We start from the raw sequence: 26462 nt of genomic DNA, 5'->3' as shown, positions 1-26462 counted from the left end.
ACCATCCGCTACTGGCGCGCCGGCGTCCCATTCAACCTTGGCTGGTGGGGCTATACCTTCCCGCTCGGCGTCTACACCGTCGCCACCTTCCGCCTCGGTACGACGCTGAACCTCGGCTTCTTCGGTATCGTCGGCACGGTGCTGACGATCGCGCTCGCGGCGATGTGGCTGCTGGTCGGTGCCAAGACGCTCGCCGGAGCATGGCGCGGCAACCTGTTCGTCTCGCCCTGCATCGCTACCCCGAACTGATCCACCCTGATGATCGGATCAGTCGGTCCGATCACTTGCAGAACGCCCCTTCGATCCGCCAGCGTAGCTGGCCACAGGAGAGCCTTGTCATGGACAATTTTGACGCCGCGCTGGCGAGTGAAACCAGCCGTCGCCGCTTTCTCAGGCGTACGGCGCTCGGCACCGCCGGCCTTGCCGCAGCACCTGCGCTGGCGCAGCAGCTCGTCGACCTGAAGCTGCCTGGCGGCAATGCCGAGCGGCCGATGACCAGCGCCTTTCCTGGCAAGGGCAGCATGATCCTCCAACGCATCCATCCTCCGCTGTTGGAGACGCCGATGGACGTGTTCGACAAGTCGGTGTTCACGCCCAACGACCAGTTCTTCGTCCGCTGGCACTGGGCCGACATCCCGACCTCGATCGACGTCGAGAGCTTTCGCCTCAAGGTCTTCGGCCACGTCAACAGACCGCTGTCGATCAGCCTTGCCCAACTGCTGCGCCTGCCGCGCGTCGAGATGGCAGCGGTCAATCAGTGCTCGGGCAACAGCCGTGGGTTGTTCCAGCCGCGTGTCGCCGGCGCGCAATGGGGCAACGGCGCGATGGGCAATGCCAAATGGCTCGGCGTGCGCCTGCGCGACGTGCTGGACCTCGCGGGGGTCAAGGCAGGCGCGGTACAGGTGCGCTTCGGCGCGCTCGATCAGCCGGTTGTGACGGGCGCCCCTGACTTCGAGAAGGCGCTCGACATCGACCATGCCCGCGACGGCGAAGTGATGATCGCCTTCGGCATGAACGGCGAGCAGCTGCCGCTCCTCAACGGCTTTCCCTGCCGGCTGATCGTCCCGGGCTGGTATTCGACCTACTGGGTCAAGATGCTGAACGCGATCGAGGTACTGCCCGGCCCTGACGACCAGTATTGGATGGCCAAGGCCTACAAGATACCGGCTACACCCGGCGCGAATGTCGCGCCCGGTGCCAAGGACTTCCCGACCGTGCCGATCAATCGCATGATCCCGCGCAGCTGGATGACCAGCCTGCCGGATGGCCAGGCGATCGCCTATGAAGCGTCCATCCCGGTTGGCGGGATCGCGATGGGCGGCGACTGCGGCGTCGCCAAGGTCGATGTCTCATCCGATGGTGGCCGCACTTGGTACAGGACGACGCTCGGAGCGGACGAGGGCAAGTATAGCTTCCGGCGCTGGGATGGTCGCGTGCCGCTTAGGCGCGGTCCCAACCCCATCATGGTGCGCTGCTGGAACGCCAACGGTGTCGCCCAGCCGATGAAGCCGATCTGGAACCCCGGCGGGTTCATGCGCGGCAACATCGAAACCACCACCATCATTGCGGCCTGAGGAGCGAGTAGCATGAAGACCCCGTCTCCCGGCATCATGGCCGCTGGCCTGATCGGCCTGACCGGTATCATCCTCATCTCGATAGGTGCGCCGAGCAGCCGCAAGGCGTCTGCCCCGATCTCCGAGACGTCCGAGCCGGCGCCCCCCGTCAGCGTGTCGGCCCGCGGCTTCTCGCTTACCTCGACCAGCGTCGACCTGCCGGTCGACGACGCGAGCTATCCCGATGGTCCGCACGCCGACGTCATCAACGCCAACTGCACCTCATGCCACTCGGCCAGTATGGCGCTGACCCAGCCTGCGCTATCGGCGGCTCAGTGGAAGGCGACCGTCACCAAGATGCGCGAGGTGTATAAGGCGCCGGTGGCCGAGAAGGACGTCGACGCAATCGTCGCCTATCTCACCGCCATGCCGCATCAGAAGGCGGCACCCGCAACCGGCAAGGCGCAGGACCCCGACCCCAAGGTGGCTCCCGATGTTTCAGGTGGAACCGGCTAACCGAGCCACTTCCATAATCCCAAAATACCATCTCAATCGGGAAAGTCGCTGGTGTCATAACCGGACGGTTGTGAAGCTGCCGCAGGCCCACGTATTCTTGCGCGGCGCGAAGTGTCAGAACCGTGGTTCGAAATGTCCGCTTTCGAGAACGGTCAATTTACTCGCTATCACCGACTTGGGCGTATCAGGTCATACAAAGGGCTAAGCTGCCAAGAGCGAGGGCGAGATGCGTAGCGGCCTGAGCTGATCCGGTGCCGGCCTATCGTCCCGCTCCCAGCTATAGTCGCCGGTGAGCGCGATATGCTCCCAGCCCAGCGGTGCGATATGGCGGGCAATATCGTCCGGCGCTCCCATGTCGGCCAGTGACCGTTCGAGATAGCGTGTGTTCCACAGGATGATCGCGGCGACCAGCAAGTTGAGGCCGGAGGCGCGGTAAGACTGATTTTCGAACTGGCGGTCGCGCAGCTCGCCGAGCTGGTTGAAGAACAATGCGCGGGCAAGCGCGTTGCGCGCCTCCCCCTTGTTCAGCCCCGCCTGGGTGCGCCTGCGCAGATCAATGTCCTGCAACCAGTCGAGCATGAAGATCGAGCGTTCGAGCCGTCCGAGCTCGCGCAGCGCTAATGCCAGACCGTTCTGGCGCGGATAGGCGGACAGCTTGCGCAGCATAGCCGACGCGGTGACGGTTCCGGTTCGGATCGAGGTGGCGAGCCGCAGCAGTTCGTCCCAATGCGCGGCTAAGTGGTCGTGCGCGATCGGATCGCCAACCATGCCGGCAAGCAACGGCCCCGCTTCCTGCCCGGGCAGGAGGTGCAGGCGGCGCTCCTTGATATCACGCAAGCGTGGCGCGAAGCGGTAGCCGAAGAACGGCATCAGCCCGAACACATGGTCGGACGCGCCGCCCGTATCGGTATAATGCTCTTCGATCGACAACCCGGTCTGGTGATACAGCAAACCGTCGAGGACATAGGGAGCCTCGCCCGCGGTCGCGGCGATCACGCGCGAGCCGAACGGGTCATACTGGTCCGAGATATGAGTGTAGAACGACACACCGGGTTCGTTGCCGTTGCGCGCGTTGATATCGCTGATCGCAGCGCCCCGCCCGCCGGCATGGAATTGCTGTCCGTCGCTCGACGAGCTGATGCCGCTGCCCCATAATCCGGCAAGCGGCATCGCGCGATGCGCCTCGATCAGTCGTCCGAGCGCCTCGCCATAGGCGGCTTAGCTGATGTGCCAGTCATGCAGATGCGCGAGTTGGCGCAGACTGGCACCACGGCAACTGTCCGCCATGCGGGTCAGGCCGAGATTGATGCCATCGGCAAGGATCACGGTCAGCAACGCATTACGGTCGTCGGCCGGACGGCCTGATCGCCGGTGGGTAAAACAGTCGCCGAAGCCGGTCCACGTATCCACATCGAGCAGGATATCCGTGATTTTCACGCGGGGGAGACGGTCATAGGCGGTGCGGCGGGCGACCTCTGCGGCGGGCGGTGTGATCGCCTTCAAAGGGGAGATCATCAGCCCGTTTTCGTCGAGCCGGACCTGCGGCAGTTCGCCCTGCCGGGCCAGCACCGTTACCCGTTCGATCGCGCGGTTCAGGCGTTCACGGCGATCCTCGATATGAGATACGAACCCGGTCGCGATCGCGAGCGGAAGTGGCCCCTTCTCGCGCAACGCTGCGAAGGTAGCGGGCGGAATGAGATAGCTGTCGAAATCCCGAAACTGTCGGCTGCCTGCCACCCAGATATCGCCGGCCCGCAGCCGATCGCGAAGCTGAGACAGTGCGCAGAGTTCATAGGCCGCGCGATCAACGACACCGTTACGGATTACGAATGGACGCCAGCCCGCCGGCACGAAGCGCAGCGGCACCTTGTCAGGCAGGCGTCGTTTTCCAGTATGGTAGAGATCAGCGATGATGGCGAGCGCGTCGAGAATTCCCTGCACCGGCCCGGCACCGCGAAACTCGAACGCCCGCAGGAACTGCCCGGCGAACAACTTCACCGTGCGATGCCGCTCAATAAGTTCGGCCGTGCGGTCGATCGTCTCGGGGCGGACCAGGACTTCCGCCTGATCGACGGCGGAGCCGAACCGTTCCCAGTCGAACGGGCCGAGACGCGCGAGGGAGTCGATACCCTTGGCGTGTGCGTCGATGAGCACGCGGCAACTGTTGGTCAGGGTGCGCAGATGCCCCTGCATCTCGCGCACCGTCCTGATTGCCTTGTCGCGCGTTCGGTTTTCCGCCCGGCGTACCATGCTGCCGAGAAGCTTATCGAACATGGTGAGCGTCGCGTCGGTGAGGCTTTCCTCAAGGCGGATTGTTGCGGCCGCCAGTGTCGCATGGCGGCGTAGCGGGGTCAGTTCGCCGAGGTGCTGCGGCGTGATCCGTACCGCCTCGTCGGCAAGCCGGTCGAATGTCGCTGATGGGATCATGGCGGCGCGCGCAAGGTCGAGGCCGAGGTTGCGGACATGATCGAGCCGTTCCAGCAGCCGCAGGATGTTGCGCGGTGCCGGTGATTGCGGCGCATTGCGCAGCCAGGCCAGCCATGTCGTTCCCTGATCCGACCGCCGGGTCAGCAAGGCATCGAGCATCGTGAGCTTGTCAGGCTCAATGCCGCTGGTCAGGATTTCATGGGTGAGTTGTTCGGCCTGCTGGCGCGCGTGCCTGACGATTGCCTCGATGACAGCCGGGGGCGGCAGTAGTACCCGTCGCCGACGCAACTCGTCGATCACGGTGCCGGCAAGCAAGAGAGGCTGCGCGACGGTCTGCGCGACCGGCATCGCGAACGCCACGATCTCGCGAAAGTGGTTACGGTCGAAAGCGGTATAGCCGAACCGCTGCATGAGATCGGCGAGATGCCCGCGGCGGGTTTCATCGCGACGGGCGTAATCGTCGAACGCCTTTGCCGGCGCGTCGACCTGATCGCCGACAAAGGCGAGGATGGCACTCGGCGGTTTCTCACCGGCTTCCAGCACGCGGCCCGGCCAACGCATGTAAAGCAGCAGCAGCGCGAACCCGAGGCGGCTTGGCGCTCCACGTCGTTCGCTGACAAGATCGAGATCCTCACGGCTGAGGGTAAAGTGACGGGCGATCTCCCGTTCGTCGGTTGGAGGATCGTAATGTGAGCCGAGCGCTTCGCGTGTCAGCAACTGCCGTCTTGCCATGCGTCACGACCTTTCCCGCACTGTCCGTCAGACGGTCCTCTGGCGGCCAGCATGAATATGTCCGTCAACTCTGGACCCGCGATGGCGATTCGGACAAGAATGCAAATCGATGGGAAAACGGACAGATCGGAACCGACCGTGGCGCTGATCGGCTATGCGCGGGTATCGACCGGCGACCAGAAGCTGGCGCTACAGCACGACGCGCTCAACGCGGCCGGATGCGAGCGCATCTTCGACGACCATGCGTCCGGCGCTAAAACTGATAGGCCGGGGCTTGCCGAGGCCCTGGCCTATCTACGTGGCGGTGACACGCTAGTTGTATGGAAGCTGGACCGCCTCGGTCGCTCAATGAGCCACCTGATCGAAAAGGTCGGCGAACTGGCCGCGCGTGGCGTTGGTTTCCGATCGCTCACCGAGCAGATCGACACCACCACGTCGGGCGGGATGCTCGTGTTCAACATCTTCGGCTCGCTCGCCCAGTTCGAGCGCGACCTGATCCGCGAGCGCACCAACGCCGGCTTGAAGGCTGCGCGGGAACGGGGGAGCCTTGGCGGTCGGCGTCCGGTCATCACGCCTGACAAATTGCGCAAGGCGCGCGATCATATCGCGGCAGGCCTGACGGTCCGGGAGGCGGCCACGCGGCTCAAAGTCGGTAAAACAGCGCTCTACAAGGCGCTCGAAGGCGCCGCTGCCAAACCGTAGCAAAGCATGAGGAAAGAGTGATGCACGAACGCGACCCCAACATCGTCACTTCGAGCCTATCCGGCGTCGTTACAGAGCAGGGCATCACCGTGAGTGTAAATATCATAAGGCTCGAGAATGAGCCGGGTTGGTCGCTCGAAGTGGAAAATGAGAATGGAACGTCCACGGTGTGGGATGACCTCTTCGCGACCGACGATGCGGCTCATGCCGCCTTCCGCCAGACCGTTAAAGAAGAAGGCATGCGCGTCTTCCTCGATCAGGCTGTCGTCATTCCCTTCAGACGTTAGGACCGTCCGCGTTCGCCGTTCGTTCGATCCTAGCGTACGTAAACTTCACTTTCGTGCAGTGACCCCTTTAAGCGCCAGTGACGGGCACCATGATGCAAAGTTCACGGGTTTCGCATCGAGCGGCATACCCCGTAAATTCGTGCGCTCTGATGATGCGTAAATCTGATGCACCGGGCGCTGGACGCATTCGAAGCCAATTCCCGAAATAGCATCGTTTTTGAGAGTTGGTCAGTCGCTAGGCGCTACGCGGAAGGAGCAAGTGCTTCGATGATCCGGCAGTCGGCGACGGTGTTGCGGCTACAGGAATCTATCAGCGCGTCGAGTTCACCAGCAAGCGCGGTGAGGTCTGCGATTTTGCGCCTGATCGCGTCGCGGTGTTGGTTGGCAACGACATCGACAGCGATGCAGGACTGATCGCGACGATCGGCAAGCCCCATCAACTCGCGTACCTGGTCGATCGAGAAGCCAAGATCCCGCGCACGCCGAATGAAGGACAGGCGGCGCAGATGCGCGCCCTCATAGGTCCGATAGTTACTCGCCGATCGCGCAGGTGCCGGCAGCAAGCCAATCTGCTCATAGTAGCGGATCGTTTCGACCTTCGTACCGGTCGCACCGGCCAGTTTTCCGATCGTCAGTTTCTCAGACACGGCGCTTGACCCTCTAGCGACTAGAGGGTGCATATAGGCTGTCAGATCGATTCTTCGAGGTGGCGAACATGGCCTGCACAAGCTGCACGTCCGACAAGTCGGGTACTCTCAACGACCCCAAGTGGCGGCGCGCGCTATGGATCGCGCTCGCCATCAATGGCGGCATGTTCGTTATCGAAATTGCAGCCGGCATCACGGGTGGATCGAAGGCGCTACAAGCCGACGCGCTCGACTTTTTCGGGGATACTGCGAACTACGCAATCAGTCTTGGCGTTGCCGGGATGGCGATAGCCTGGCGCGCACGCGCTGCGATGTTGAAGGGGGCGACGCTTGCTTTGCTAGGCGTCTATGTCCTGTTCGCAGCGGGATGGGGTGCGCTCCACGACGCAACGCCCCATGCCGAAATTATGGGCGTAGTCGGCATCGCGGCGCTGATCGCGAACCTTGTGGTCGCGGTCATGCTGTACCGCTTCCGAAGCGGTGATGCGAACATGAGGTCGGTATGGATTTGCTCGCGCAATGACGCGATCGGCAACATCGCCGTCGTACTGGCCGCAGGCGGCGTGTTCGGCCTCAACAGTGCGTGGCCTGATCTTGCCGTCGCCGCCTTGATGGCGGTGTTGGGAATATCGGGCGGTTTTCAGATCATGCGGCAGGCGCGCGCCGAAATGCTTAGCGAGCCCTCACCCGCCCCCGCTACTTACCAGCAGTCGTTACATGGCAGTCGGTAAGCTGCTAAGGCGCGGGCCGATGCACCGCCTTTCCGCCATGTTCCTCAGTTTCATGCTCGTGCTTATGCTCGGGCTTGGATCAGTCGCGCATGCGACCGAAGGCGTGACGTGCGTTGATACCACAGCGGTCAGCTCCTTCGATCATTGCGACGGCGATGCCGACCAAGTGCCGGCAGACACCGACAAGGCGTATCCTCACCATCATGGCGGTTGCCACGGCCATCATGTCGGCGTGCCGATCGCGTCCGATTCAACCGGACCAGCCAGCAGCGTTCGTATGACTGCATCGGTGTGGCGCAATGCGCCAAAGGCCCCGGTAGCGTCGGACCCAGCCCTACGTCCTCCCCAAGCCTGACCAACGCCTAATTCCGCCGGGAAAGCCCGTGCGGACACCCAAGGTTCGTCAGGAGTCCATTACCCATGCACCGTTTTATTGCGGCCTTATTGGCCGTGGCGTCGTGCGCGTCGTGCGCGTCGATCGCACAGGCGCAGTCAGCCGATCCCACATCGACCAGTCCCCCGCTCACCCTTGATCAGGCGCTTTCACTTGCCGGAGCGACCGCCCCCAGCCTTGAGGCTGCCACAGCAGGCGTCCGGGCAGCAGAGGCAGGCCGCACGGTTGCCGGCTACCGCCCTAACCCGTCGATCGTCGCCGAGACCGAGAACATTGCCGGTAGCGGTCAATATCGCGGCCTTCGCAGTGCCGAGACAACGGCAGGATTGGCACTACCGATCGAGTTGGGTGGTAAACGATCGGCACGGATCGCTGTCGCAGATGCGATTGGTAATCGAGCGAGGATAGGCACGGCGTTGGCCGCGGCCGATCTACGGCTTGCCATCACGCAGCTCTACATCGAGGCGACCGCAGCGGAACGCCGACTGGTGACCGCGCGCGAGCAGGCCGGTATCGCCCGCGAAGCATCGCGCGCTGCCGGCGTCCGCGTTCAAGCAGGGCGAGCATCACCGCTCGAACAGCAGCGCGCCGATGTATTGCGGATCAACGCGGACACGGCTTTGGAGCGCGCAGAGCGGCTTGCCGAGGTCGCGCGAAGTAATCTTGCCCGACGGATCAGCCAACCCCTCACGGGACCGTTGGACTTGGCGTGGTTCAATCGCGTCGAGGGCTTTGGTCCGGCACGGCCGAGCGAGACCGCAGGGACGTTGGCATTGGCAGCGACCCGCGCAGACGTGACAACGGCAGAGGCACAGGTGCGGCTTGCCAGGTCGCAACGCATTCCCGACGTGACACTCAGCGCCAGCGCACGCCGGCTTGAGGCTACGAACGACGTGGCAGCGGTGTTCGGGGTGTCGATCCCGTTTCCGCTGTTCAACAACGGCAAGGCGGCAGTGGCGCAGGCGCGAGCGCAGACCGATCAGGCGCAGGCGCTACGTCGCGTCGCCGAGCTGGATACCGCGCAGGATATCGCAAGCGCACAGGCGAACGTCGCGAATGCCGCGACGACCGCTCGTAACGCCAGCGGGCCGGCACTGGCATCGGCAAGTGAAGCCGCTCGGATTGCCCGGATCGGCTACCGGGAGGGCAAGTTCGGTCAGCTCGATTTGCTCGATGCCGAACGCACTCTGTCCGAAACACGAACCGCCGCGATCGATGCGCTCGCCACCTATCACGACGCCAAGGCACGCCTCGAACGGCTCGTTGCCGCAGCGCCCTCGCCCGAGGAAACCAATCAATGACGAAGATCATCATACGGGCGCTCGCGCCTGTGACCCTGGCTATCCTCCTTGCCGGGTGCGGCGGGGGTGGCAACAGCGAGGCCGGTGAGAAGGCCGGAGCCGAGAAGACCGAAGGTGCCGAGGCCGGCGAAGCCAAGGAGGGTCCAAAGGATATAGTCACCCTGTCCGCGCAGCAGATCGCGGATGCCGGGATAGAGGTTACGCGACCTACAGTAGGCGGCGTGGCCGGAGCGATCGAGCTATCGGCAACGATCGAGGGCGATCCTCAGGGTGTGCAGGTTGTGTCCACCTCCGTAGGCGGTCGGCTCGTTTCCCTCACCCGCAATCTCGGGCAGTCAGTCAGCCGGGGAGACCCGCTGGCTATCATCGAAAGCCGGGAAGCGGCATCACTGAAAGCGGAGGTAGAGGCCGCGCGGGCGCGTTCCGCACTCGCCCAATCGAACCTTCGCCGCGAACAGCGCCTGTTCGCCGAACGCGTTTCGCCAGAGCAGGATCTGGTCGCAGCGCGGACGGCAGCGACGGAGGCCAGCATTGCCCTTCGCCTCGCGCAGCAGCAGTTGTCAGCGACGGGCAGCGGAGGCGGTGCGCTTAACCGCATCGCGGTTCGTTCGCCGATCGCCGGCCAAGTGATCGCGCGATCGGCCACCCTCGGGCAAGCCGTCGCGGCCGATGCAGAGCTGTTCCGCGTCGCCAATCTGTCAAAGGTCACTGTCACCACATCACTCGTCCCCACCGATGCCGGCCGGGTGAAACCCGGCGTGCGTGTCGAAGTAACGGCACCGGGGCGGCGTCAGGAGGGGCGTGTTACGTTCGTGTCCCCCATTCTGGACGAGACGACCCGATTGGTGCCCGTGATTGCCACTCTCGACAACGCCGGCAGCACATGGCGCGTTGGTGAGACGGTCAACGTATCGATCCTCGTTCCTTCGACCGGGGACCGTACCGTTGCTGTACCATCGGCCGCAGTGCAGATGATCGAGGACAAGTCGTTTGTGTTCGTCCGCACCGCGACAGGTTTCCGGGCAATTCCGGTGACGCTTGGCCGCACCAATGGCGGGCAAGTCACCGTAACGGCAGGCCTTACCGGCTCAGAGCGCATCGCTTCCACCAACAGCTTCACGCTCAAAGCCGAACTCGGCAAGGGTGCGGGCGGGGATGAGGACTGAGCCATGATCGGTCGCATCGTCACCCTCTCCGTCGAGAAGCGCTGGCTCGTCCTGCTTCTCACTATCGCGGCTGCATTGCTCGGGATTGGCGCGCTGCGTCAGCTTCCGATCGACGCCGTACCCGACATCACCAACAACCAGGTGCAGATCAACGTCGTTGCTCCCGCCCTGTCCCCCGATCAGATCGAGAAGCAGGTTGCGTTCACGGTCGAAACCGCGCTCGCGGGCATTCCCGGTCTTGAATATACCCGCTCGCTAAGCCGCAATGGCTTTGCCCAGATCACAGCGGTTTTCGGTGAAAAGACTGATATCTACTTTGCGCGGGCGCAGGTCGCGGAACGCCTGCGAACCGCAGAGGAAGACCTTCCCGAAGGTGTGAACCCCGAGATGGGGCCGATCGCCACGGGCCTTGGCGATATCTTCATGTGGACCGTCGAATACCGCGAGCTGGATCAGGTCCATCATCGCAACGGGGAACCTGGCCTGCAACGCGATGCCAGCTATATCACCCCCGAGGGGGATCACCTCGTCAGCGACGCCGACAAGGCGACATATCTGCGCACCGTGCAGGATTGGATCGTCACGCCGCAGCTCAAAAGCACGGCCGGGCTTGCTGGCGTCGACTCCCTTGGTGGCTACACCAAGGAATATCGCGTTATTCCGGACATACAGCGCATGGCGGCAATGCGGCTAACGCTGCAGGATCTCACCACCGCCCTACAGCGCAGCAATACCAGCGCGGGCGCTGGCGTGGTCAACCGCAACGGCGAAGGGTTGGCGGTTCGATCGGATGGGCGTGTCCGCAACGCCGACGAGCTGGCCCGTACCGTCGTTGCCACCCGCGAGAGCGTTCCAATACTGCTCAACCAGATCGCGACCGTTCGCACCGGGCAGGCGCTACGCATGGGATCGGCGTCGGAAAACGGTCATGAGGTTGTCGTCGGGACCGCAGTCATGCGGATCGGGGAGAATAGCCGCACGGTGTCGACGGGCGTTGCCGAACGGCTGACGCAGATCGGCCGCTCGTTACCGGTCGATGTTGTCGTGAAGCCGGTTATGAACCGGACCGAGCTGGTGAACTCCACGATTGCCACGGTTGCCCGCAACCTTGCCGAGGGTGCGGTGCTGGTGATCGTCGTTCTGTTTGCGCTGCTTGGCAATTTCCGTGCGGCGTTGATCGCGGCCTGCGTCATTCCGATCACGATGCTGTTGACCAGCATCGGCATGTTGAAGGCGGGTGTTTCGGCCAATCTGATGAGCCTTGGCGCGCTCGACTTTGGTCTGATCGTGGATGGCGCGGTCATCATCGTGGAGAACGCATTACGGCGTTTGGGCGAGGCGCAGCATGGTCGCGATGACGTGCTGACGATCGAGCAACGTCTCGGGATTGTCGCGGCATCGGCGCGCGAGATGATCCGGCCATCGGTGTACGGGCAGGCTATCATCATCCTTGTCTATGCGCCGTTGCTCACCTTCACGGGTGTCGAAGGCAAGATGTTCGAGCCGATGGCGCTGACAGTCATCATCGCTCTAGTGTTCGCCTTCATCCTGTCGCTGACCTTCATACCGGCAGCGATTGCGATCTGGCTCAGCAAACGGGTTGAGGAAAAGGAAAGCCGCGTCGTCACGTTCCTACGGCAGCGCTATGAGCCGGGACTCGATGCGGCAATGCGCCGACCCACCCTCACTATCGGCGTCGCGATCGGTGCGCTGGCACTCGCCGGGGCTGCTTTCACGACATTGGGGCAGGAGTTCTTGCCGCAGCTCGATGAGGGCAACATTCTCGTGCAGGCGGTCCGCATCCCCGGCACATCGGTCGATCAGAGTCAGGCAATGCAATTCCAGGTGGAAAAGGCACTCGCCAAGGCCCCTGAGGTCCGTTTCGCCTTCTCGCGCACCGGCACGTCTGAAATCGCATCGGACCCAATGCCGCCTAACGCGACTGACACGTTCGTCATCCTGAAGCCGAAGAAGGAGTGGCCCGACCTCGGTTTGTCTAAGGAAGAGCTGGTGGAGCGGCTGGAAAAACGCCTCTCCACCCTGCCGGGCAACGCCTATGAGATCACCCAGCCGATCCAGATGCGGTTCAACGAGCTGATTGCAGGCGTGCGCGGCGATATCGCGATCAAGGTATTCGGCGACGACTTTGGCGAGATGAACGCGACCGCAGATCGGATAGCCGGCATCCTTCGAAAGACGCGAGGTGCAGCAGACGTGCGGGTTGAGCAAACCGAAGGCTTGCCGATGCTCGATATCCGGCCGAACCGCACTGCCATGTCCCGCGTCGGGGTGACGGCGGGTGACGTGCAGGACACGGTTGCCGCAGCCATTGGCGGCCGACAGGCTGGCGTGATCTTTGAAGGCGATCGTCGCTTCCCCGTCGTGATCCGGATGGCGGAAAGCTCACGATCCGATCTGACGGCGGTTGCCCAGGTGCCGGTGCCGACCGGCAGTGGCGGCTTCGTACCGCTATCGACTGTAGCGGATATCGCCGTGGTCGATGGTCCCAATCAGATCAGCCGCGAGAACGGCAAGCGCCGTGTCGTGGTGCAGGCCAACGTGCGCGATCGGGACGTGGCCGGTGTCGTGGCTGATGCCCGGTCAGCCATCGACGCTCAGGTGAAGTTGCCGCCCGGAACGTACCTCGAATGGGGCGGTCAGTTCGAGAACCTGGCATCTGCCCGCGATCGGCTCAGCGTTGTGGTGCCGATCTGCTTCGTGGTCATCATGTTCCTCCTCTACGGTGCGCTTGGCTCCGTCAGGGATGCGTTGATCGTGTTTACCGGCGTTCCGCTGGCGCTGGTCGGAGGCATCCTTGCTCTGGTGCTAAGAGGCATGCCGTTTTCGATCTCAGCGGCAGTCGGCTTCATCGCGCTATCAGGGGTCGCGGTTCTCAACGGACTGGTCATGGTGTCGTCCATCCATGATCTGATGCGGCAAGGCATGGATCGTGCGGTAGCGGCGCATCAAGGCGCTCTGGCGCGGCTCCGGCCGGTTGCGATGACGGCGCTCGTTGCGTCGCTTGGCTTCGTGCCGATGGCACTTGGTCATGGTGCTGGAGCCGAGGTGCAAAAGCCGCTGGCGACCGTCGTTATTGGTGGCCTGATATCCGCAACCTTGCTCACCTTGTTTGTGCTGCCGACGCTCTACGCTCGTTTCGGACGGCGCGAGCTGCCAGCTCCTTCAGGGGGACACATCGAACTGCCGCCTTTGGCTCATGACAGCGTGAGGGTTTAAGCTATGCAGGCCGTTGCTTTTACGCTCATTCCCGTCGTCGCCGTACTGATCGGCTCGCTATTCGCGGTATCGAGACGGCCAAGCGATGCCTTCGTAAGCGCTATGCAGCACTTGGCGGCAGGCGTCGTGTTCGCCGCAGCGGCAGCCGAGATCCTGCCCCAGGTGATGCACGAAGGTTCACCGATCGCGACATTCACTGGCGGCGCGCTTGGCATTCTCGTGATGCTGTCGCTCAAAGCCCTTGAGGGGCGCGCCAGTGGACCGATCGCTATGCTCGGGGCAGTTGCAGTCGATATCCTGATCGACGGGCTTGTTCTCGGATTGGCGTTCGTCGCTGGCGGGAAGGCCGGCGTGTTGCTGACGATCGCGTTGACGTTGGAGGTGCTGTTTCTCGGACTGACCGTAACGACCGAGTTGAGTGAGACGATCAAGTCCAAGGCACGTATCATCGCGATTACGATGGGGATCGCGTTGTTGCTGCCGATTGGTGCGGCGATAGCGACACCCGTTGCGACGTTTCCGCCCGTCGTCATCGCCGGGTTTCTCAGTTTCGGTCTGATGGCGCTGCTCTACCTCGTGACGGAAGAGCTGTTGGTTGAAGCGCACGAGAAGCCAGACACCCCGCTTATCAGCGCGATGTTTTTCATCGGGTTTCTGGGATTGCTCCTGATTGAGGAGGTATTGGGCTGACCGCTCGACGTGGAACGTCTTGGACCGATGATGATGACGCCGAGCTTCGTCAGCGTATCGGGGCCAGGCAGACGCTGGCGGTAATCGCGCGCGAGATGGGACGAACGATGGATGCGGTTCGGGGAAGAGCCTCAACCCTGAGGGTAACTCTCCGCTCGACGCAGCGACCGTGGCGGGACGGCGTGCCGCGCCGAGTAGACGTAGACTAGAAAATAGGGGCGGTTGCCCGCCCCTATCCATCCTTTAGCCGTGCTTCATGCCGCCCTTGGCATGATCGCAGCAGTCAGCAGCCTTGGCTTTTGCGCCATCCTTGCAGCAGTCCGCACCGTCCTTGCAGCACGCCATGTCGGCGCAGCAATTGGCGACAGCGGCGAATGCGCCAGTCGACAGGGTGAGGGCGAAAGCAGCGCTGATGAGCTTGAACTTGGTCATGATATTCTCCGTAATTTACGTGTGATGATGCTCAACTTCACACGGTTTGCGGAGGGGGTGTGGCCGGAGCGTATGCAATGCCCAAAAGGCCGGTCTGTGGAGCCGGCCAAGGCGATAGACGGGAGGACGGAACCAGCTCGATATGCTCGACGGTTTCGCCGGCAACAGCAACGCACGGTATGGCGCAGGCCGACGCAGGGGCCTTTTTGATGGGAGCGCCTGCTGATTTGCTGGCGCAGTCCATCATCGCGGACGCAGCCGGAGGCGCGGCCATCGCCATCGTCTCGCAGAGCGGGCCAAGCCGGACCAGCAACATCACCGCCAAGACGAAAAACGCCATGGAATGCAACATTTTGGAGAGTGGGCGAGCCCGGCGTTTCATCGAATGCATCTAGAAGCACCCTCAGTCATGTACAATGCCGCAGGAGCGGTTTGCCACACTAAGCGGACTTTACTCGCCTTTCCGGTACGTTGGCGAGGTTGCGATGCTCGAAAGGTCCGTGGCGCTATCGATCGGCACGCCTGCCTCCTTTCGCTCGGAATAGCGATCGACCAATTGGGCGGTGTGCGGGCGTAGCAGGACAGTGAAGCGTACCAATTCTTCCATCACGTCCACGAGCCGATCATAGTAGGCCGACGGCTTCATTCGATCGTTTTCTTCGAACTCGGCAAACGCCTTCGCGACGCTGGATTGGTTGGGGATCGTCACCATTCGCATCCAGCGGCCGAGGACGCGCAGCGTGTTCACGCTGTTGAACGACTGCGACCCGGCCGACACTTGCATGACGGCGAGCGTGCGGCCCTGCGTCGGGCGCATCCCGCCCATCGACAGCGGCAGGTGATCGACTTGCAGCTTCATGATGCCGGTAATCTGGCCGTGTCGTTCAGGGCTGCACCACACATGCCCCTCCGACCACATCGACAGTTCGCGCAACTCGTGGACGGCCGGGTGATCGTCCCCCGTCACCTGATCGGGCAGCGGCAACGTCGAAGGATCGAAGATCCGCGTTTCGCAGCCGAAGAATTGCAGCAGGCGAGCAGCTTCCTCGACGCACAGCCGCGAAAAGGACCGCTCCCGCAAAGAGCCATAGAGCAACAGGATGCGCGGAGGTGGATCGCCAGCACCCAGCCCAAGGGCAGGACGATCGAGCGCATAGCGCCGATCGAGCGCGGGCAGATTATCAGGATCGGCGAGAATACGGAGCGGCATCAGGCGGTCCTTGGGCCTAGCAGAATGATGCAGGTGCCGATCAGGCACAGTGCGGCTCCACCCGCGTCCCAGCGATCGGGCCTTACCCCTTCGACAGCCCACAGCCAGATCAACGATGCGCAGATATAGACGCCGCCATAGGCAGCATAAGCCCGCCCCGCTGCGTCGCTATCCACGCGTGTCAGCAGCCAGGCGAACAGCATAAGTGAGACCACGCCCGGAACCAGCCACAGGGGCGATTTATCCAGCCGGAACCATGCCCAAAAGGCAAAGCAGCCTGCGATTTCCGCAAGTGCCGCGGCCATATACACTAGCGCCGTCATACCATGCTGATCCTGATCGCGAGTGCCGCAAGTGTTACCAGCAGCACCGGAATCGTTAGCGTCGCGCCAACCTTGAAGTAATAGCCCCAGCCGATCCGAATGCCCTTTTGCCCGAGGATATGCAGCCAGAGCAGTGTTGCGAGCGAGCCTATCGGCGTGATCTTCGGTCCGAGGTCGCACCCAATTACGTTGGCGTAGATCATCGCTTCCTTGATCGCGCCCGTGGCGTGGGTCGCGTCGATCGACAGCGCCCCCACGAGTACGGTCGGCATGTTGTTCATCACCGACGACAGCAGCGCGGCGATGATCCCGGTCCCGAACGCCGCGCCCCACACGCCGCCTTGCGCAGTGCGATCGAGCAGGCTGGCAAGGTGATCGGTCAGGCCAGCATTCCGCAGGCCGTAGACGACCAGGTACATGCCGAGCGAAAAGATCACGACCTGCCACGGGGCACCGGCCAGCACCTTGCGCGTCTGGATGACGTGGCCGCGCGAGGCGATGATAAGCAGGAGGACCGCGCCCACAGCGGCAACGGCGCTGACCGGTACGCCGATGGGTTCGAGCAGAAAGAAGCCGGCAAGCAGTAGAGCAAGAACGACCCAGCCCGCCTTGAACGTGGCACGGTCGCGGATCGCATCACCGGGCGTGCGGAGTTGCGCCACATCGTAATTCGCCGGTATGTCACGGCGGAAGAATAGCAGCAGCGCTATCAGCGTCGCGGCGATCGACGCCAGATCGACCGGCACCATCACCGAGGCATAATCGGCAAAGCCGATCCGGAAGAAGTCGGCCGACACAATGTTGACGAGGTTGGAGACGATCAGCGGCAGACTGGCGGTATCAGCGATGAACCCCGCTGCCATGACGAACGCCAGCGTCGCCTTGTCCTTGTATCCCAGGGCACGCAGCATCGCGATGACGATCGGCGTCAGGATCAGGGCCGCGCCATCATTGGCGAACAACGCCGATACCGCCGCGCCGAGCAGCACGATCAGCACGAACAGTCGGCGACCATGCCCCCCGCCCCAGCGCGCGACGTGGAGCGCCGCCCATTCGAAGAACCCGGCTTCATCGAGCAACAGGCTGACGATGATGATCGCGACGAACGTCGCGGTCGCGTTCCAGACGATGCCCCACACCACCGGCACGTCGGAGAGCGAGACGACCCCGACGAGCAGCGCGATCGCCGCGCCGCCCATCGCGCTCCACCCGATGCCAAGGCCCTTCGGTTGCCAGATGACGAGCGCGATCGTGGCGACGAAGATAGCGAGCGCGAGCAACATCAGGCGACGCGCTGGCCCGAGGCGTCCACGACCTGTTCGCCGTCCTCCTTGGCAAACGCACCCTGTTGCGGCTCCGGCAGTAGATCGAGGACCGCTTCGGACGGACGACACAGTTTCACGCCAAGCGGCGAGACGACGAGCGGCCGGTTGATCAGGACCGGATGCGCCATCATCGCGTCCACCAGCGCTTCGTCGGACAGCGACGTGTCGCCCAGGCCCAACTCCGCATAAGGAGTCCCCTTCTCACGCAGCAGATCGCGGGGCGTGATCCCGGCGCGATCGATCAGCTCGACCAGCAGCGCGCGCGCAGGCGGTGTCTTCAGATATTCGACCACATGAGGCTCGATGCCGGCATTGCGGATCATCGCCAGCGTGTTGCGCGACGTGCCGCATTCGGGGTTGTGATAGATCACGATATCGACGGCCACGGGGCGTCCTTTCAGCAGCATGGGGTGAGTTCGGCTAGGAGTGGCCCACATAGTTCGGGTGAGCCGGCGCAGCAGTCTTTGACGAGGAACAGGGTCAGTGCGCGCAGCCCGTCCAGATCGGCGCGGTAGACGATCGAGCGGCTATGTCGTTCGGAACGGACGATGCCGGCACGCGCGAGAATGCCAAGGTGCGCTGACATAGTGTTTTGCGGCACGTCGAGCTGACGGGCTATTTCGCCGGCCGCCATTCCAACTGGTTCGTGCCGGACCAGTAGGCGAAACACGTCGAGGCGTGTGCCTTGTGCGAGAGCGCTAAGTGCAGCAATGGCCGAATCGTTTTCCATATATCCAGCATAGAGGATATGTCAGACTTGGCTAGTTCGAGATTTCCGAGGCCAACCTTCTCATTTTACGATCCCTTTTGAGAATCGGCTCATGGCAGGGGTGTGCGTAAAACGGCCGTTTTCCGAACCGTTGGCATACGACCGGCCCGAGCCGGCCCTTGCCGCGGGCCAATGTTCATCAACCGGTTCGGAAAACAATGTGCAGGAAAGGCCACGTACGTCAGCTATCCGCACAGAGGTGCCCGATAGCTGCCCGTCGGCAATGACCCATCGCCAGTCGGCCTGATGCTGGTGCCAAGTGACCTCAGGAATGGCGGCGTTCAAGACCAGTTACCAGTCGCGCTCTATCGCAAATATGGGCGAGCGCCGATCATCCTGTTGGCCTCGTCGAATGACGGGTTCCGTCCGGAGCCGCCGTTCGTAACTCGCTTTACGAACGGCTTGAGTTGGTCGCCAGCTGCCGCGCCTCCGTGACCCAGTTTCGGTCGTTCGGCGCCGGTTGAAGGCGTCTCGAAAGCGGTCGCTCGTTCAGGTGAAACGGTGCGGCAGGAAGTGGGCCGATTGCCGACAGTCCGGTCCTCGGTGCTTCTCCGCGGAAAGCTGCCGTTGAGTTGTCAGCGCAAGAGGTGCGATGATCTGGTCGGGCACACGCCGACGCGTTCCAAATAATCCATTCTGCCGTTCCGGTTTCAGTTTCCATGGCGATTACCCCTGAAACGCAGTTATGCTGATGCTTCGAAAGGGAGGACAAGTTGATCGCCCCGCTCACCCGGAAGAAGAAGGACGGGACGCTGTATACGCGCCCCGACAAAGTCGAGGCGCTCCTCCCCGCCCTTGGCGTCCTGTCGCGCGATGGACTGCTCGAGCGGGCCCGGATCCGCAATCGAAAGGATCCTGGCTACGTGCCCAGCGAATGTCTGGTTCATTTCATCCGCGCCAGTCGTTGCGAAAACTCCGACGCTTCGTTCGAGCGCCTCTACAAGGCGCTCGCCGAGCGCGTCATGCGGGCGGTGCCGATCGCTTCGGGCGGCACCGTGTCCGCCACTGACGAGCGCATCCGCGACGCGGTCTTCGACAACTTCGTCGACTTGCTCGCCAAGGACCGCGCGGAGCCCGACGACAGGCTCGACTTCTTTGAGGCGCGGTTCGATCTCGCCATCAAGCGGCTCCGGCTCGACGCCCAAGAGCGGGTGTGGCGCGAAGCGAACCGCGGCGTTTCCATGGACGACGAGGAGGGCGGCGCCGCTGAGGCGGCAGCCTCCGCCGGCACGACCGACCCGCTGGACGCCGAAATTTTTTCCGATCCGCTTTTCCGGGAGAGGCTCTACGTCGCGATTGACGCCCTGCCACCAGAACAAAGCAGGACCATGCATCTCCTGCTGATCGGGTGGCAGATCCATTCGAGCGACCCGTCGGTCATGACGATCGCTAGGGCCCTGGACTGCTCGGATCGGTCAGTTCGCAACTATCGGGACCGGGCGCTAAAGACGCTTGGCGCCCTTTTCAATCCTGGGGACGACGAATGACCGCCACCAACCCGCCGCTCGCGCTCGACGCCGTGCTCGACCTGTTCCAGATGGAGGAGGTCCACGACGGCGATGTCCTCGCCCGCTACGTCGCGGCCCATCCTCAGTTCGCGCTGCAGCTGATCGACTTCTCCCGTCTAATCGCCACGCCCGACACCGAGGACGAGGGCGGCCTGACCGCGACCGAGCAGTCCCGCGTCGACGCGGCGTGGATCAGGCATCAGGCAGCCCGGCCCAAAGCCGCGACTGACGCCGATCCCTTGGCTCGCCTTTCCGGCGACGTGGGCAAGGCTCTCGCCGTTAAGCTCGGCGTGCCGCGGCAGGTGATCACCTGCATCCGCGAGCATAGGGTGCTCGCCTCCAGCGTCCCGACGCCCGTGACGCGCGAGCTGTCCGTGGCGCTGGGCGTTCCTCAGCCGCACGTGATCGCCGCAATGGCGCGACCTCCGGCGGGGATGGCGGCGACCAGAAGCTACAAGTCGAACGGTCCACCCGGGTCCGTCGCGCAGACCACGTTCGAGCAGGTGCTGACGGATGCCGGCGTATCCGAAGCCGACCGCGTTCGGCTGATGGCCGACGGCTGACCCGTGGACGCAACTGAGCTAGGACGCCGACGCGCGGCGGAACTGCACGCCAGCGCGGTCGCGCGGGGACTCGATCCGACGGATCCCTACGCCTTCGCGGTCGCGATCGCGAAGGATCGCGGCCTCGACGTCGATTCAGCGAATCCGGGTGCCACGGTCCTCGACAACGGACGCGCGACGCTGGTTCCGGAGGATGACCTCATCATCCATGAGAACATCGGGTCGCCCTTCGAGCGGGCGTTCCTCGTCGCTCATGAGATCGGGCATCACGAGCTGGGGGACGGAACCTCGTCCCCGACGGTCACTGAGGCGGATCCGGCCCGTGGCTCGGAGCCCTCGCCGACCGGCATCGACCGCGTGGTGGACTACGGCCGCCGGCAAAGGCGCGAGGTCCAGATGGACCTCTTCGGCCGGGAGCTCCTCCTACCCCGTGAAGTGGTGTGCCGCCTCCACCTCGAAGATGGTCTGACCGCGTCTGACATCGCCGAGCGGATGCAAGCCCCGTTCGACGTCGTGGCGCAGCAGCTGTTCGACGGTCTCCTACTCCCCGTGATCGAACCCGACGACAAAGTCCGCGAGTTCCATCCGCTGAATGAGGCCCAGGCGATCGCTGCGGCCCATCGCGGCGGCCCCTACTTGCTCGAGGCAGGGCCCGGCACCGGCAAGACTCAGACCTTGACCGCGCGGGTCGTTCAGCTGCTCGACGAGGGCGTCGATCCCAAGCGGCTCCTCGTGCTCACCTACTCGAACAAGGCAGCCGGGGAGATGGCCGACCGCATTGCGGCCGAGTGTCCCGAGAAGGCAGCGGCGATGTGGATCGGCACGTTCCACGCCTTCGGGCTCGACCTCATCCGACGCCTCAGCGCCGAATTCTCGCTTCCCGACAATCCGCAGTTGATGGACAGGGTCGAGGCGGTCGAGCTGCTCGAGCGGGAGTTCCCGAAGCTGGCGCTCGAACACTATCAGGATCTTTATGACCCGACGCGGCTGATCGGCGACATCCTCGCGGCGATCTCGCGAGCGAAGGACGAGGTGGTCACCGCCGAGGAATATGCGCGGCACGCGGAGGCCATGCGCGTCGCTGCGGTCGGAGACGAGGCACGGACGACCGAGGCGCTCAAGTCCACCGAGGTGGCGCGGGTCTATGCGCTATACGAGAGGATCAAGCGCGAACGGCGGGCGGTCGATTTCGGCGACCTGGTATCGCTCCCCGTCGAACTCCTCGAGCGGCGCACTGACATCGCCGCGAAGCTCGGCGGAATGTACGACCATCTGCTCGTCGACGAGTATCAGGACGTCAACCGCGCCAGCGTTCGGCTACTCAAGGCGATCCGCCCAACCGGCGATAACCTCTGGGTCGTCGGCGACGCTCGGCAGTCCATCTACCGGTTCCGGGGAGCGTCCCCGATCAGTACCTCCAAGTTCACGACGGAGGATTTCCTTGGTGCCGCGTCGGGCAGGCTGAAGGTCAACTACCGCTCGTTCGACGAGATCGTCACGGCCTACTCCGCCTTCGCGGTCAGAATGACGGCGAGCAAGACGGAGACGCTGCTTAAGGCGGACCGTGGTCATTCTGGGATCCCGATCGAGCTCAGGACCCGCGCCATGAAGGACGAGCAGTCGGTCGCGATCGCCGACTGCGTCGCCGAGATGCACGAGGCCGGCTTCGCCTACCGCGACCAAGCCGTGCTGTGCACCGGCAACGAGCGGCTCGGCGTGATCGCCCGGGACCTCGAGCGCATGGGCGTCCCAGTTCTATTCCTCGGCAGTCTGTTCGAGCGCGGCGAGGTCAAGGACCTTATGTCGATGTTGTCGCTGCTCGCCGACCGCCGGGCGATGGGCCTCGTTCGCGCCGCAGGCATGACTGAATTTGCCATGTCGCTCGACGACGTCGGCGCCATACTCGCGACTCTGCGCGACGACGAGCGGGAGCCGCTCGATTGGCTTGCCGCGCGACGGGACCTGCCGATCTCCGCGGACGGCCATGCCGCGTTGGACAGCCTCGCGGAGGCGCTTGAGGGCTTCGACGCCGACACGCCGCCTTGGCGAGTCCTCGCCGTGATCCTCCTCGACCGAACCCGCATCGCCGCCACTATCGCCGTGGCGCAGTCGGTCGGCCAACGCAGCCAGGGCATCGCGCTTTGGCAGCTGATGAACTTCCTCCGCGTGCAGCCGCGCGAGCAGGGAAAGGCCGTTCCCCGCCTATTGGACCGGATCAGGCGGCTCGTGGCGATCGGCGACGATCGCGACCTTCGCCAGCTACCTGCCGCCGCGCAGGGACTGGACGCGGTGCGGCTCATGACGATCCATGGCGCTAAGGGCCTCGAGTTCCGGTGCGTCCACCTCCCGGGCCTCAACCAGGACACGCTCCCAAGTCAGTCAAAGGCGCCCGCATGCCTCCCGCCGGAGGGCGTCATCGCGGGATTGACCGGCGATGTGAAGACGGCCTTGCGCGATGGGGACGCGGAGGAGCGGGAGTGCCTATTCTACGTCGCGCTGTCGCGCGCGCGCGACCGACTCGTCATGTATGCGGCCACGGAGAAGGCCAACCACTCTGCCAGACCCCTGTCCGAGTTCCTCAACCGCCTCGGGGCGGCCGTTGCGCGGTCCACGCCCGATCTGCTCCGCAAGCTGCCTCCCGCCCCGGAGGACGAGCGGGTCACGCTCGTGATCGACGGGACGATCCGGCTGCGGGATTCGCAGGTGGCGATGCTGGACAAGGACAAGTGCAGGCGACGCTTCTTCTACACACACGTGCTCGGCATTGGGGGGCGCCGGACCGAGACCGACTACATGAGGATGCACGAGGCGGCTCGGTCCGTCGTCCGCGCGGCGGTGCGGGAGGGGCTCGACGTGTCGGATGACGCGCACCTCCGTGCCGCCGTCGAACAGGCCTGCGACGATCATGGTCTCGACACGCCCGGCAGCTTTGCGGAGCTGCGGACGATGGCGATCACGCTGGTGACGCGGTTCCGGCAGTCTCGCTTGGCCCACCCCGCCGAGATCCCGGCAGCGGTGCCGCTCAATATCGGCTCCGATCAGATCGTCTTCAACGCCGACGATGTCCTTGTCGACGCGCGGGGCGTCCGGATCTACCGGCGCATCCGAACGGGAGCTTACCGCAAGTCGGACACCGAGAACCTCGGCGTAGCCACCGCGCTGCTCGCCCTCGCGGAGAGTGCACCCGGCGCGGCCGCGGAGGTGGTGCACCTGATGAGCGATCAGGTCACCGCGCTCGACATGACGACGCGCGTGCTCGGCAACCGACGTGAGCTGCTGGATAAGGTCGTCGCGGGAATCCGCGACGGTTCGTTCCCCGCATCCCCGTCACAGCGCATCTGCCCGGGGTGCCCCGCCTTCTTCATCTGCGGGCCCGTCCCCAGCGGCTCGCTGCAGAAAGTTTTCTGATCGCCTTTCCGGTCGGCAGTGTCCGTTCCGATTGTCCCTTCGTGACCGGGTTGACCCGGCTAGACACGAAGGAAAAAGCAAGATGAACACCCCCGAACTCCCCGAATACGACGACGTCGGCGACGCGATCCGCGAGGGCCGCCCCCTGCTGGCGGCAAAGGCCTACCGCATCCAGTTCGCGCTCGACGGCCTCGACTTCCGCCCGCTCGGCATCGCCGACCCGATCCCGGTGGGCCGCCAGATCCTCGAGGCCGCGGGCCTCGAGCCCGAGCGCGGCTACAGCATCTTCGCGATCCTCGACACCGGCGATTTCGAGGATGTGCGCCTCAACGAGACGTTCGACCTCCGCGGGGCCGGCGCGGAGCGCATTGTCGCCTTCCTGACGGACCGCGACTTCAAGTTTGAGGTCAACGACCACGAGGAACGCTGGGGCAAGCCGACGATCAGCGGCCGTATCCTCGAGCAACTCGCCAAGCCGGGCCCCGACGAAGCAGTCTTCCTCGAGGTTCGCGGCGGGACGGACGTCCTGATCGAGCCCGCGATGCTGGTCGACCTCAGCGCGCCGGGCATCGAGCGCTTCTACAACGCGAAGCGCCCGACGGTGGAGATCGAGATCATCGTCAACACCCGTCCGCGCACCGTGCCGGGGCCGGAGGTGACCTTCGAGCAGATCGTCGAAATGGCCTTCCCCGGTCCGCACGAGCCGAACGTCGTATTCTCCATGACCTACCGCAAGGCGGCCTCGACGCCGCATGCCGGGGAGCTTGGCGCCCACGGCTCGGTCACCATTAAGCAGGGGACGGTCTTCAATGTCACGCGCACTGTTCAGTCGTAACGCCGACCTCGCGAAGCTGCGCGAGGAGGGCTATTTCGTCCAGATCGTCGGAGGGTTCCTCGTCATGCGCGAGGTCCCCTACGTCGACGCCGACCGCAAGGTGCGCAAGGGGACCTTGATCTCAAGCCTGGCGCTGGCCGGCGACCAGACCAGGCCGCCCGACACGCACGTCGTGCATTTCGACGGCGAGTACCCTTGCTTTGCCGATGGGGCCCGCATCGCCGCGATCGCCAACCAGACGACCCACTTCGACCTCGGCCACGGTCTGACCGCCGAGCATGCGTTCTCGAGCAAGCCCGACGGCGGCTATCGCGACTATCACCACAAGATGACGACATACGCGTCGATCATCGCGGGGCCGGCCGCGGTGCTCGATGCAACTGCGACACCCCGGCCCTATCGCGCGCTCGACGAGGAGGACGCCGACAGCGTGTTCAACTACGTCGAGACCGCGTCGGACCGCGTCGGCATCGGCGCGTTGACGGCGAAGCTGGCGGGGCACCGTATCGCAATCATTGGGCTCGGCGGCTCGGGCAGCTATATCCTCGACATGGTCGCGAAGACGCCGGTGGCGGAGATCCGCATCTTCGATGCCGACGAGTTCCTCCAGCACAATGCTTTCAGGGCACCTGGCGCGCCGAGCCTCGACGAACTCCGCGAGGCGCCGCTCAAGGTGGACCACTTCAAGGGGATCTACGAGCGCATGCATCGCGGCATCACCGCGGTGCCAGTCGCGATCGCGCCGGGTAATCTCGACCTGCTCGACGGCATCGACTTCGCGTTCCTGAGCCTCGACGCAGGCGAGGCCAAGGCGGCGCTGGTCGAGCGGCTCCACGCGCGAGGCGTCGGTTTCATCGACATCGGCATGGGGCTGGAGCTAGGCCACCGAGGCCTCAGCGGGATCCTTCGCGTGACGACCAGCACCCCGGAGACGCGGGAAACCGTCGCGTCGCATGAACGGATCCCGCTCGCCGGGGGCGGTGCCGGCGACATCTACGCGTCCAACATCCAAGTCGCCGACCTCAATGCGCTGAACGCGGTGTTCGCGGTCATCAAGTGGAAGAAGCTGTGCGGCTTCTACTGCGACCTCGAGAACGAGCATCATTCGACCTATACGCTCGATGGAAACATGCTGCTGAACGAGGATCAGTCATGATGCGGCATTCCGACCTCGAACACCGGTTCGTCGAGACGTTTCCGGAAACGCTTGAACCTGGCGTGCTCTACGTGTCGATGGAGTTCGGAAGCGCTGCGCACAGCTGCTGCTGCGGCTGTGGCGAGGAGGTCGTGACACCGCTCACGCCGACGGATTGGAACATCAGCTACGACGGCGAGACGATCACGCTGCACCCGTCGGTCGGTAGTTGGACGCTCCCATGCCGATCGCATTACGTGATCCGCCGCAATCGGGTGATCGAAGCGCCTCCTTGGTCGGATGCGGAAGTTGCAGCTGAACGTCGACGCGACCGTTGGGCGAAGGCGGCGCATTATGGTTTGAATGAAGTTTCCGAGGTGGCCGTATTAAAGGTGAATGTCGAACGTTCTCAAACACTACCAGCCGCCTCCGGATGGAAAAAGCGCTTCCTCGGTTGGCTGATGGGATCAAAATCTTAGGCGACCGCTTGTCAGGGTTCTGCGCGCTTCAACCGCGCGCAGAACCCAACCAATTTTCATTCGATGAGTCGATCCAAGCGACCGGAGCGAAT

The 26462-nt window shown here is 63.8% G+C and carries 25 protein-coding genes and 1 pseudogene; 18 read left to right on the top strand and 8 right to left on the bottom strand.

Annotated features, from left to right (window positions below; translation table 11 throughout):
• The 3 genes from FFS23_RS09680 to FFS23_RS09670 form a co-directional block, all read left to right on the top strand.
• Window positions 1-249, top strand: a 249-nt coding sequence (locus FFS23_RS09680; protein WP_502702121.1) for an SLAC1 family transporter, incomplete at its 5' end; no start/stop codon positions are given.
• An 89-nt stretch (window positions 250-338) separates the two neighbouring features.
• The gene (locus tag FFS23_RS09675) at window positions 339-1574 is read left to right on the top strand and encodes a molybdopterin-dependent oxidoreductase (RefSeq protein ID WP_055982114.1); all 1236 of its coding nucleotides are present in this window, start codon (window positions 339-341) and stop codon (window positions 1572-1574) included.
• A gap of 12 nt (window positions 1575-1586) precedes the next feature.
• The gene (locus tag FFS23_RS09670; RefSeq protein ID WP_037529331.1) at window positions 1587-2069 is read left to right on the top strand and encodes a c-type cytochrome; all 483 of its coding nucleotides are present in this window, start codon (window positions 1587-1589) and stop codon (window positions 2067-2069) included.
• A 201-nt stretch (window positions 2070-2270) separates the two neighbouring features.
• Here the strand turns inward: FFS23_RS09670 and FFS23_RS09665 are convergent.
• Window positions 2271-5228 (bottom strand): annotated as a pseudogene (locus FFS23_RS09665) (Tn3 family transposase).
• Window positions 5229-5366: 138 nt separating this feature from the next.
• Between FFS23_RS09665 and FFS23_RS09660 the strand changes: the two are divergent.
• Together FFS23_RS09660 and FFS23_RS09655 are read left to right on the top strand one after the other, a co-directional pair.
• On the top strand, window positions 5367-5930 hold the full coding sequence (locus FFS23_RS09660; RefSeq protein ID WP_137898443.1) for a recombinase family protein: 564 nt from the start codon (window positions 5367-5369) through the stop codon (window positions 5928-5930).
• Between the two features lie 20 nt (window positions 5931-5950).
• Window positions 5951-6217 carry a hypothetical protein gene (locus FFS23_RS09655; RefSeq protein ID WP_037529330.1) on the top strand — a complete coding sequence of 89 codons (267 nt, stop codon included), beginning with the start codon at window positions 5951-5953 and terminating at the stop codon, window positions 6215-6217.
• 242 nt (window positions 6218-6459) lie between these two features.
• Here the strand turns inward: FFS23_RS09655 and FFS23_RS09650 are convergent, their stop codons facing one another.
• Window positions 6460-6864 (bottom strand): MerR family transcriptional regulator, encoded by a 405-nt coding sequence (locus tag FFS23_RS09650; protein ID WP_249340609.1) that lies wholly within the window; start codon window positions 6862-6864, stop codon window positions 6460-6462.
• 68 nt (window positions 6865-6932) lie between these two features.
• On the opposite strand from FFS23_RS09650, the gene FFS23_RS09645 reads away from it, so the two are divergent.
• From FFS23_RS09645 to FFS23_RS09620, 6 genes are all read left to right on the top strand, one after another.
• Window positions 6933-7595, top strand: a complete 663-nt coding sequence (locus FFS23_RS09645) for a cation efflux transmembrane domain-containing protein (RefSeq protein ID WP_137898441.1) — start codon at window positions 6933-6935, stop codon at window positions 7593-7595.
• 19 nt (window positions 7596-7614) lie between these two features.
• Window positions 7615-7950, top strand: coding sequence for a hypothetical protein (locus FFS23_RS09640; RefSeq protein WP_137898440.1), 336 nt, complete (start codon window positions 7615-7617; stop codon window positions 7948-7950).
• A 65-nt stretch (window positions 7951-8015) separates the two neighbouring features.
• The gene (locus FFS23_RS09635) at window positions 8016-9290 is read left to right on the top strand and encodes a TolC family protein (protein ID WP_137898439.1); all 1275 of its coding nucleotides are present in this window, start codon (window positions 8016-8018) and stop codon (window positions 9288-9290) included.
• Window positions 9287-10456, top strand: coding sequence for an efflux RND transporter periplasmic adaptor subunit (locus FFS23_RS09630; protein ID WP_137898438.1), 1170 nt, complete (start codon window positions 9287-9289; stop codon window positions 10454-10456). The genes FFS23_RS09635 and FFS23_RS09630 overlap by 4 nt, the downstream gene beginning before the upstream one ends.
• Window positions 10457-10459: 3 nt before the next feature.
• Complete coding sequence (locus FFS23_RS09625; RefSeq protein ID WP_137898437.1) at window positions 10460-13693, top strand: efflux RND transporter permease subunit; 3234 nt, start codon at window positions 10460-10462, stop codon at window positions 13691-13693.
• A 3-nt stretch (window positions 13694-13696) separates the two neighbouring features.
• The gene (locus FFS23_RS09620; protein ID WP_137898436.1) at window positions 13697-14383 is read left to right on the top strand and encodes a ZIP family metal transporter; all 687 of its coding nucleotides are present in this window, start codon (window positions 13697-13699) and stop codon (window positions 14381-14383) included.
• A 243-nt stretch (window positions 14384-14626) separates the two neighbouring features.
• On the opposite strand, the gene FFS23_RS09615 is transcribed toward FFS23_RS09620, so the two are convergent.
• The gene (locus tag FFS23_RS09615) at window positions 14627-14815 is read right to left on the bottom strand and encodes a hypothetical protein (protein WP_041394287.1); all 189 of its coding nucleotides are present in this window, start codon (window positions 14813-14815) and stop codon (window positions 14627-14629) included.
• A 179-nt stretch (window positions 14816-14994) separates the two neighbouring features.
• Between FFS23_RS09615 and FFS23_RS09610 the strand changes: the two genes are divergently transcribed.
• Window positions 14995-15210, top strand: a complete 216-nt coding sequence (locus FFS23_RS09610; protein WP_137898435.1) for a hypothetical protein — start codon at window positions 14995-14997, stop codon at window positions 15208-15210.
• Between the two features lie 56 nt (window positions 15211-15266).
• Here the strand turns inward: FFS23_RS09610 and arsH are convergent, their stop codons facing one another.
• The 5 genes from arsH to FFS23_RS09585 are packed head-to-tail and all read right to left on the bottom strand — an operon-like array spanning window position 15267 to window position 18403.
• Window positions 15267-16025: an arsenical resistance protein ArsH gene (gene arsH, locus FFS23_RS09605; RefSeq protein ID WP_137898434.1), complete on the bottom strand. Its 759-nt coding sequence runs from the start codon at window positions 16023-16025 to the stop codon at window positions 15267-15269.
• A complete protein-coding gene (locus FFS23_RS09600; RefSeq protein WP_137898433.1) occupies window positions 16025-16348 on the bottom strand; it encodes a YnfA family protein in 324 nt (107 codons plus the stop codon). Before FFS23_RS09600 ends, arsH begins: the two co-directional genes overlap by 1 nt.
• Window positions 16345-17631 (bottom strand): arsenic transporter, encoded by a 1287-nt coding sequence (locus tag FFS23_RS09595; RefSeq protein ID WP_137898432.1) that lies wholly within the window; start codon window positions 17629-17631, stop codon window positions 16345-16347. Before FFS23_RS09595 ends, FFS23_RS09600 begins: the two co-directional genes overlap by 4 nt.
• Complete coding sequence (gene arsC, locus FFS23_RS09590; protein WP_235525809.1) at window positions 17631-18059, bottom strand: arsenate reductase (glutaredoxin); 429 nt, start codon at window positions 18057-18059, stop codon at window positions 17631-17633. The genes FFS23_RS09595 and arsC overlap by 1 nt, the downstream gene beginning before the upstream one ends.
• A gap of 11 nt (window positions 18060-18070) precedes the next feature.
• Window positions 18071-18403, bottom strand: a complete 333-nt coding sequence (locus FFS23_RS09585; protein ID WP_137898431.1) for an ArsR/SmtB family transcription factor — start codon at window positions 18401-18403, stop codon at window positions 18071-18073.
• 752 nt (window positions 18404-19155) lie between these two features.
• Between FFS23_RS09585 and FFS23_RS09580 the strand changes: the two genes are divergently transcribed.
• From FFS23_RS09580 to FFS23_RS09555, 6 genes are all read left to right on the top strand, one after another.
• Complete coding sequence (locus FFS23_RS09580) at window positions 19156-19929, top strand: DNA-binding response regulator (protein ID WP_137898430.1); 774 nt, start codon at window positions 19156-19158, stop codon at window positions 19927-19929.
• Window positions 19926-20513 (top strand): hypothetical protein, encoded by a 588-nt coding sequence (locus FFS23_RS09575; protein WP_137898429.1) that lies wholly within the window; start codon window positions 19926-19928, stop codon window positions 20511-20513. Before FFS23_RS09580 ends, FFS23_RS09575 begins: the two co-directional genes overlap by 4 nt.
• A 3-nt stretch (window positions 20514-20516) precedes the next feature.
• Window positions 20517-23921: an ATP-dependent helicase gene (locus tag FFS23_RS09570; protein WP_137898428.1), complete on the top strand. Its 3405-nt coding sequence runs from the start codon at window positions 20517-20519 to the stop codon at window positions 23919-23921.
• An 82-nt stretch (window positions 23922-24003) separates the two neighbouring features.
• Window positions 24004-24756 (top strand): multiubiquitin domain-containing protein, encoded by a 753-nt coding sequence (locus FFS23_RS09565; RefSeq protein WP_137898427.1) that lies wholly within the window; start codon window positions 24004-24006, stop codon window positions 24754-24756.
• The gene (locus FFS23_RS09560) at window positions 24731-25912 is read left to right on the top strand and encodes a ThiF family adenylyltransferase (protein WP_137898426.1); all 1182 of its coding nucleotides are present in this window, start codon (window positions 24731-24733) and stop codon (window positions 25910-25912) included. Before FFS23_RS09565 ends, FFS23_RS09560 begins: the two co-directional genes overlap by 26 nt.
• Window positions 25909-26370, top strand: a complete 462-nt coding sequence (locus FFS23_RS09555; RefSeq protein WP_137898425.1) for a ubiquitination-like system serine protease family protein — start codon at window positions 25909-25911, stop codon at window positions 26368-26370. The genes FFS23_RS09560 and FFS23_RS09555 overlap by 4 nt, the downstream gene beginning before the upstream one ends.
• Window positions 26371-26462: the final 92 nt, after the last annotated feature.

The organism is Sphingomonas sp. 2SG (assembly GCF_005503285.1).
GTDB classification, from domain to species: Bacteria; Pseudomonadota; Alphaproteobacteria; order Sphingomonadales; family Sphingomonadaceae; genus Sphingomonas; species Sphingomonas taxi.
Note: the sequence above shows the minus strand (reverse complement) of the source record. Positions and strands in the feature narration are given on the sequence as shown.

Bases quoted from the DNA above. Each gene is read 5' to 3' on its own strand.
- FFS23_RS09595 (WP_137898432.1), bottom strand. From the start codon at position 17,631: ATGTTGCTCGCGCTCGCTATCTTCGTCGCCACGATCGCGCTCGTCATC.
- FFS23_RS09585 (WP_137898431.1), bottom strand. From the start codon at position 18,403: ATGGAAAACGATTCGGCCATTGCTGCACTTAGCGCTCTCGCACAAGGC.
- FFS23_RS09645 (WP_137898441.1), top strand. From the start codon at position 6,933: ATGGCCTGCACAAGCTGCACGTCCGACAAGTCGGGTACTCTCAACGAC.
- FFS23_RS09655 (WP_037529330.1), top strand. From the start codon at position 5,951: ATGCACGAACGCGACCCCAACATCGTCACTTCGAGCCTATCCGGCGTC.
- FFS23_RS09615 (WP_041394287.1), bottom strand. From the start codon at position 14,815: ATGACCAAGTTCAAGCTCATCAGCGCTGCTTTCGCCCTCACCCTGTCG.
- FFS23_RS09640 (WP_137898440.1), top strand. From the start codon at position 7,615: ATGCACCGCCTTTCCGCCATGTTCCTCAGTTTCATGCTCGTGCTTATG.
- FFS23_RS09610 (WP_137898435.1), top strand. From the start codon at position 14,995: ATGGCGCAGGCCGACGCAGGGGCCTTTTTGATGGGAGCGCCTGCTGAT.
- FFS23_RS09670 (WP_037529331.1), top strand. From the start codon at position 1,587: ATGAAGACCCCGTCTCCCGGCATCATGGCCGCTGGCCTGATCGGCCTG.
- FFS23_RS09635 (WP_137898439.1), top strand. From the start codon at position 8,016: ATGCACCGTTTTATTGCGGCCTTATTGGCCGTGGCGTCGTGCGCGTCG.
- FFS23_RS09625 (WP_137898437.1), top strand. From the start codon at position 10,460: ATGATCGGTCGCATCGTCACCCTCTCCGTCGAGAAGCGCTGGCTCGTC.
- arsH (WP_137898434.1), bottom strand. From the start codon at position 16,025: ATGCCGCTCCGTATTCTCGCCGATCCTGATAATCTGCCCGCGCTCGAT.
- FFS23_RS09575 (WP_137898429.1), top strand. From the start codon at position 19,926: ATGACCGCCACCAACCCGCCGCTCGCGCTCGACGCCGTGCTCGACCTG.
- FFS23_RS09620 (WP_137898436.1), top strand. From the start codon at position 13,697: ATGCAGGCCGTTGCTTTTACGCTCATTCCCGTCGTCGCCGTACTGATC.
- FFS23_RS09565 (WP_137898427.1), top strand. From the start codon at position 24,004: ATGAACACCCCCGAACTCCCCGAATACGACGACGTCGGCGACGCGATC.
- FFS23_RS09600 (WP_137898433.1), bottom strand. From the start codon at position 16,348: ATGACGGCGCTAGTGTATATGGCCGCGGCACTTGCGGAAATCGCAGGC.
- FFS23_RS09560 (WP_137898426.1), top strand. From the start codon at position 24,731: ATGTCACGCGCACTGTTCAGTCGTAACGCCGACCTCGCGAAGCTGCGC.
- FFS23_RS09630 (WP_137898438.1), top strand. From the start codon at position 9,287: ATGACGAAGATCATCATACGGGCGCTCGCGCCTGTGACCCTGGCTATC.
- FFS23_RS09675 (WP_055982114.1), top strand. From the start codon at position 339: ATGGACAATTTTGACGCCGCGCTGGCGAGTGAAACCAGCCGTCGCCGC.
- FFS23_RS09555 (WP_137898425.1), top strand. From the start codon at position 25,909: ATGATGCGGCATTCCGACCTCGAACACCGGTTCGTCGAGACGTTTCCG.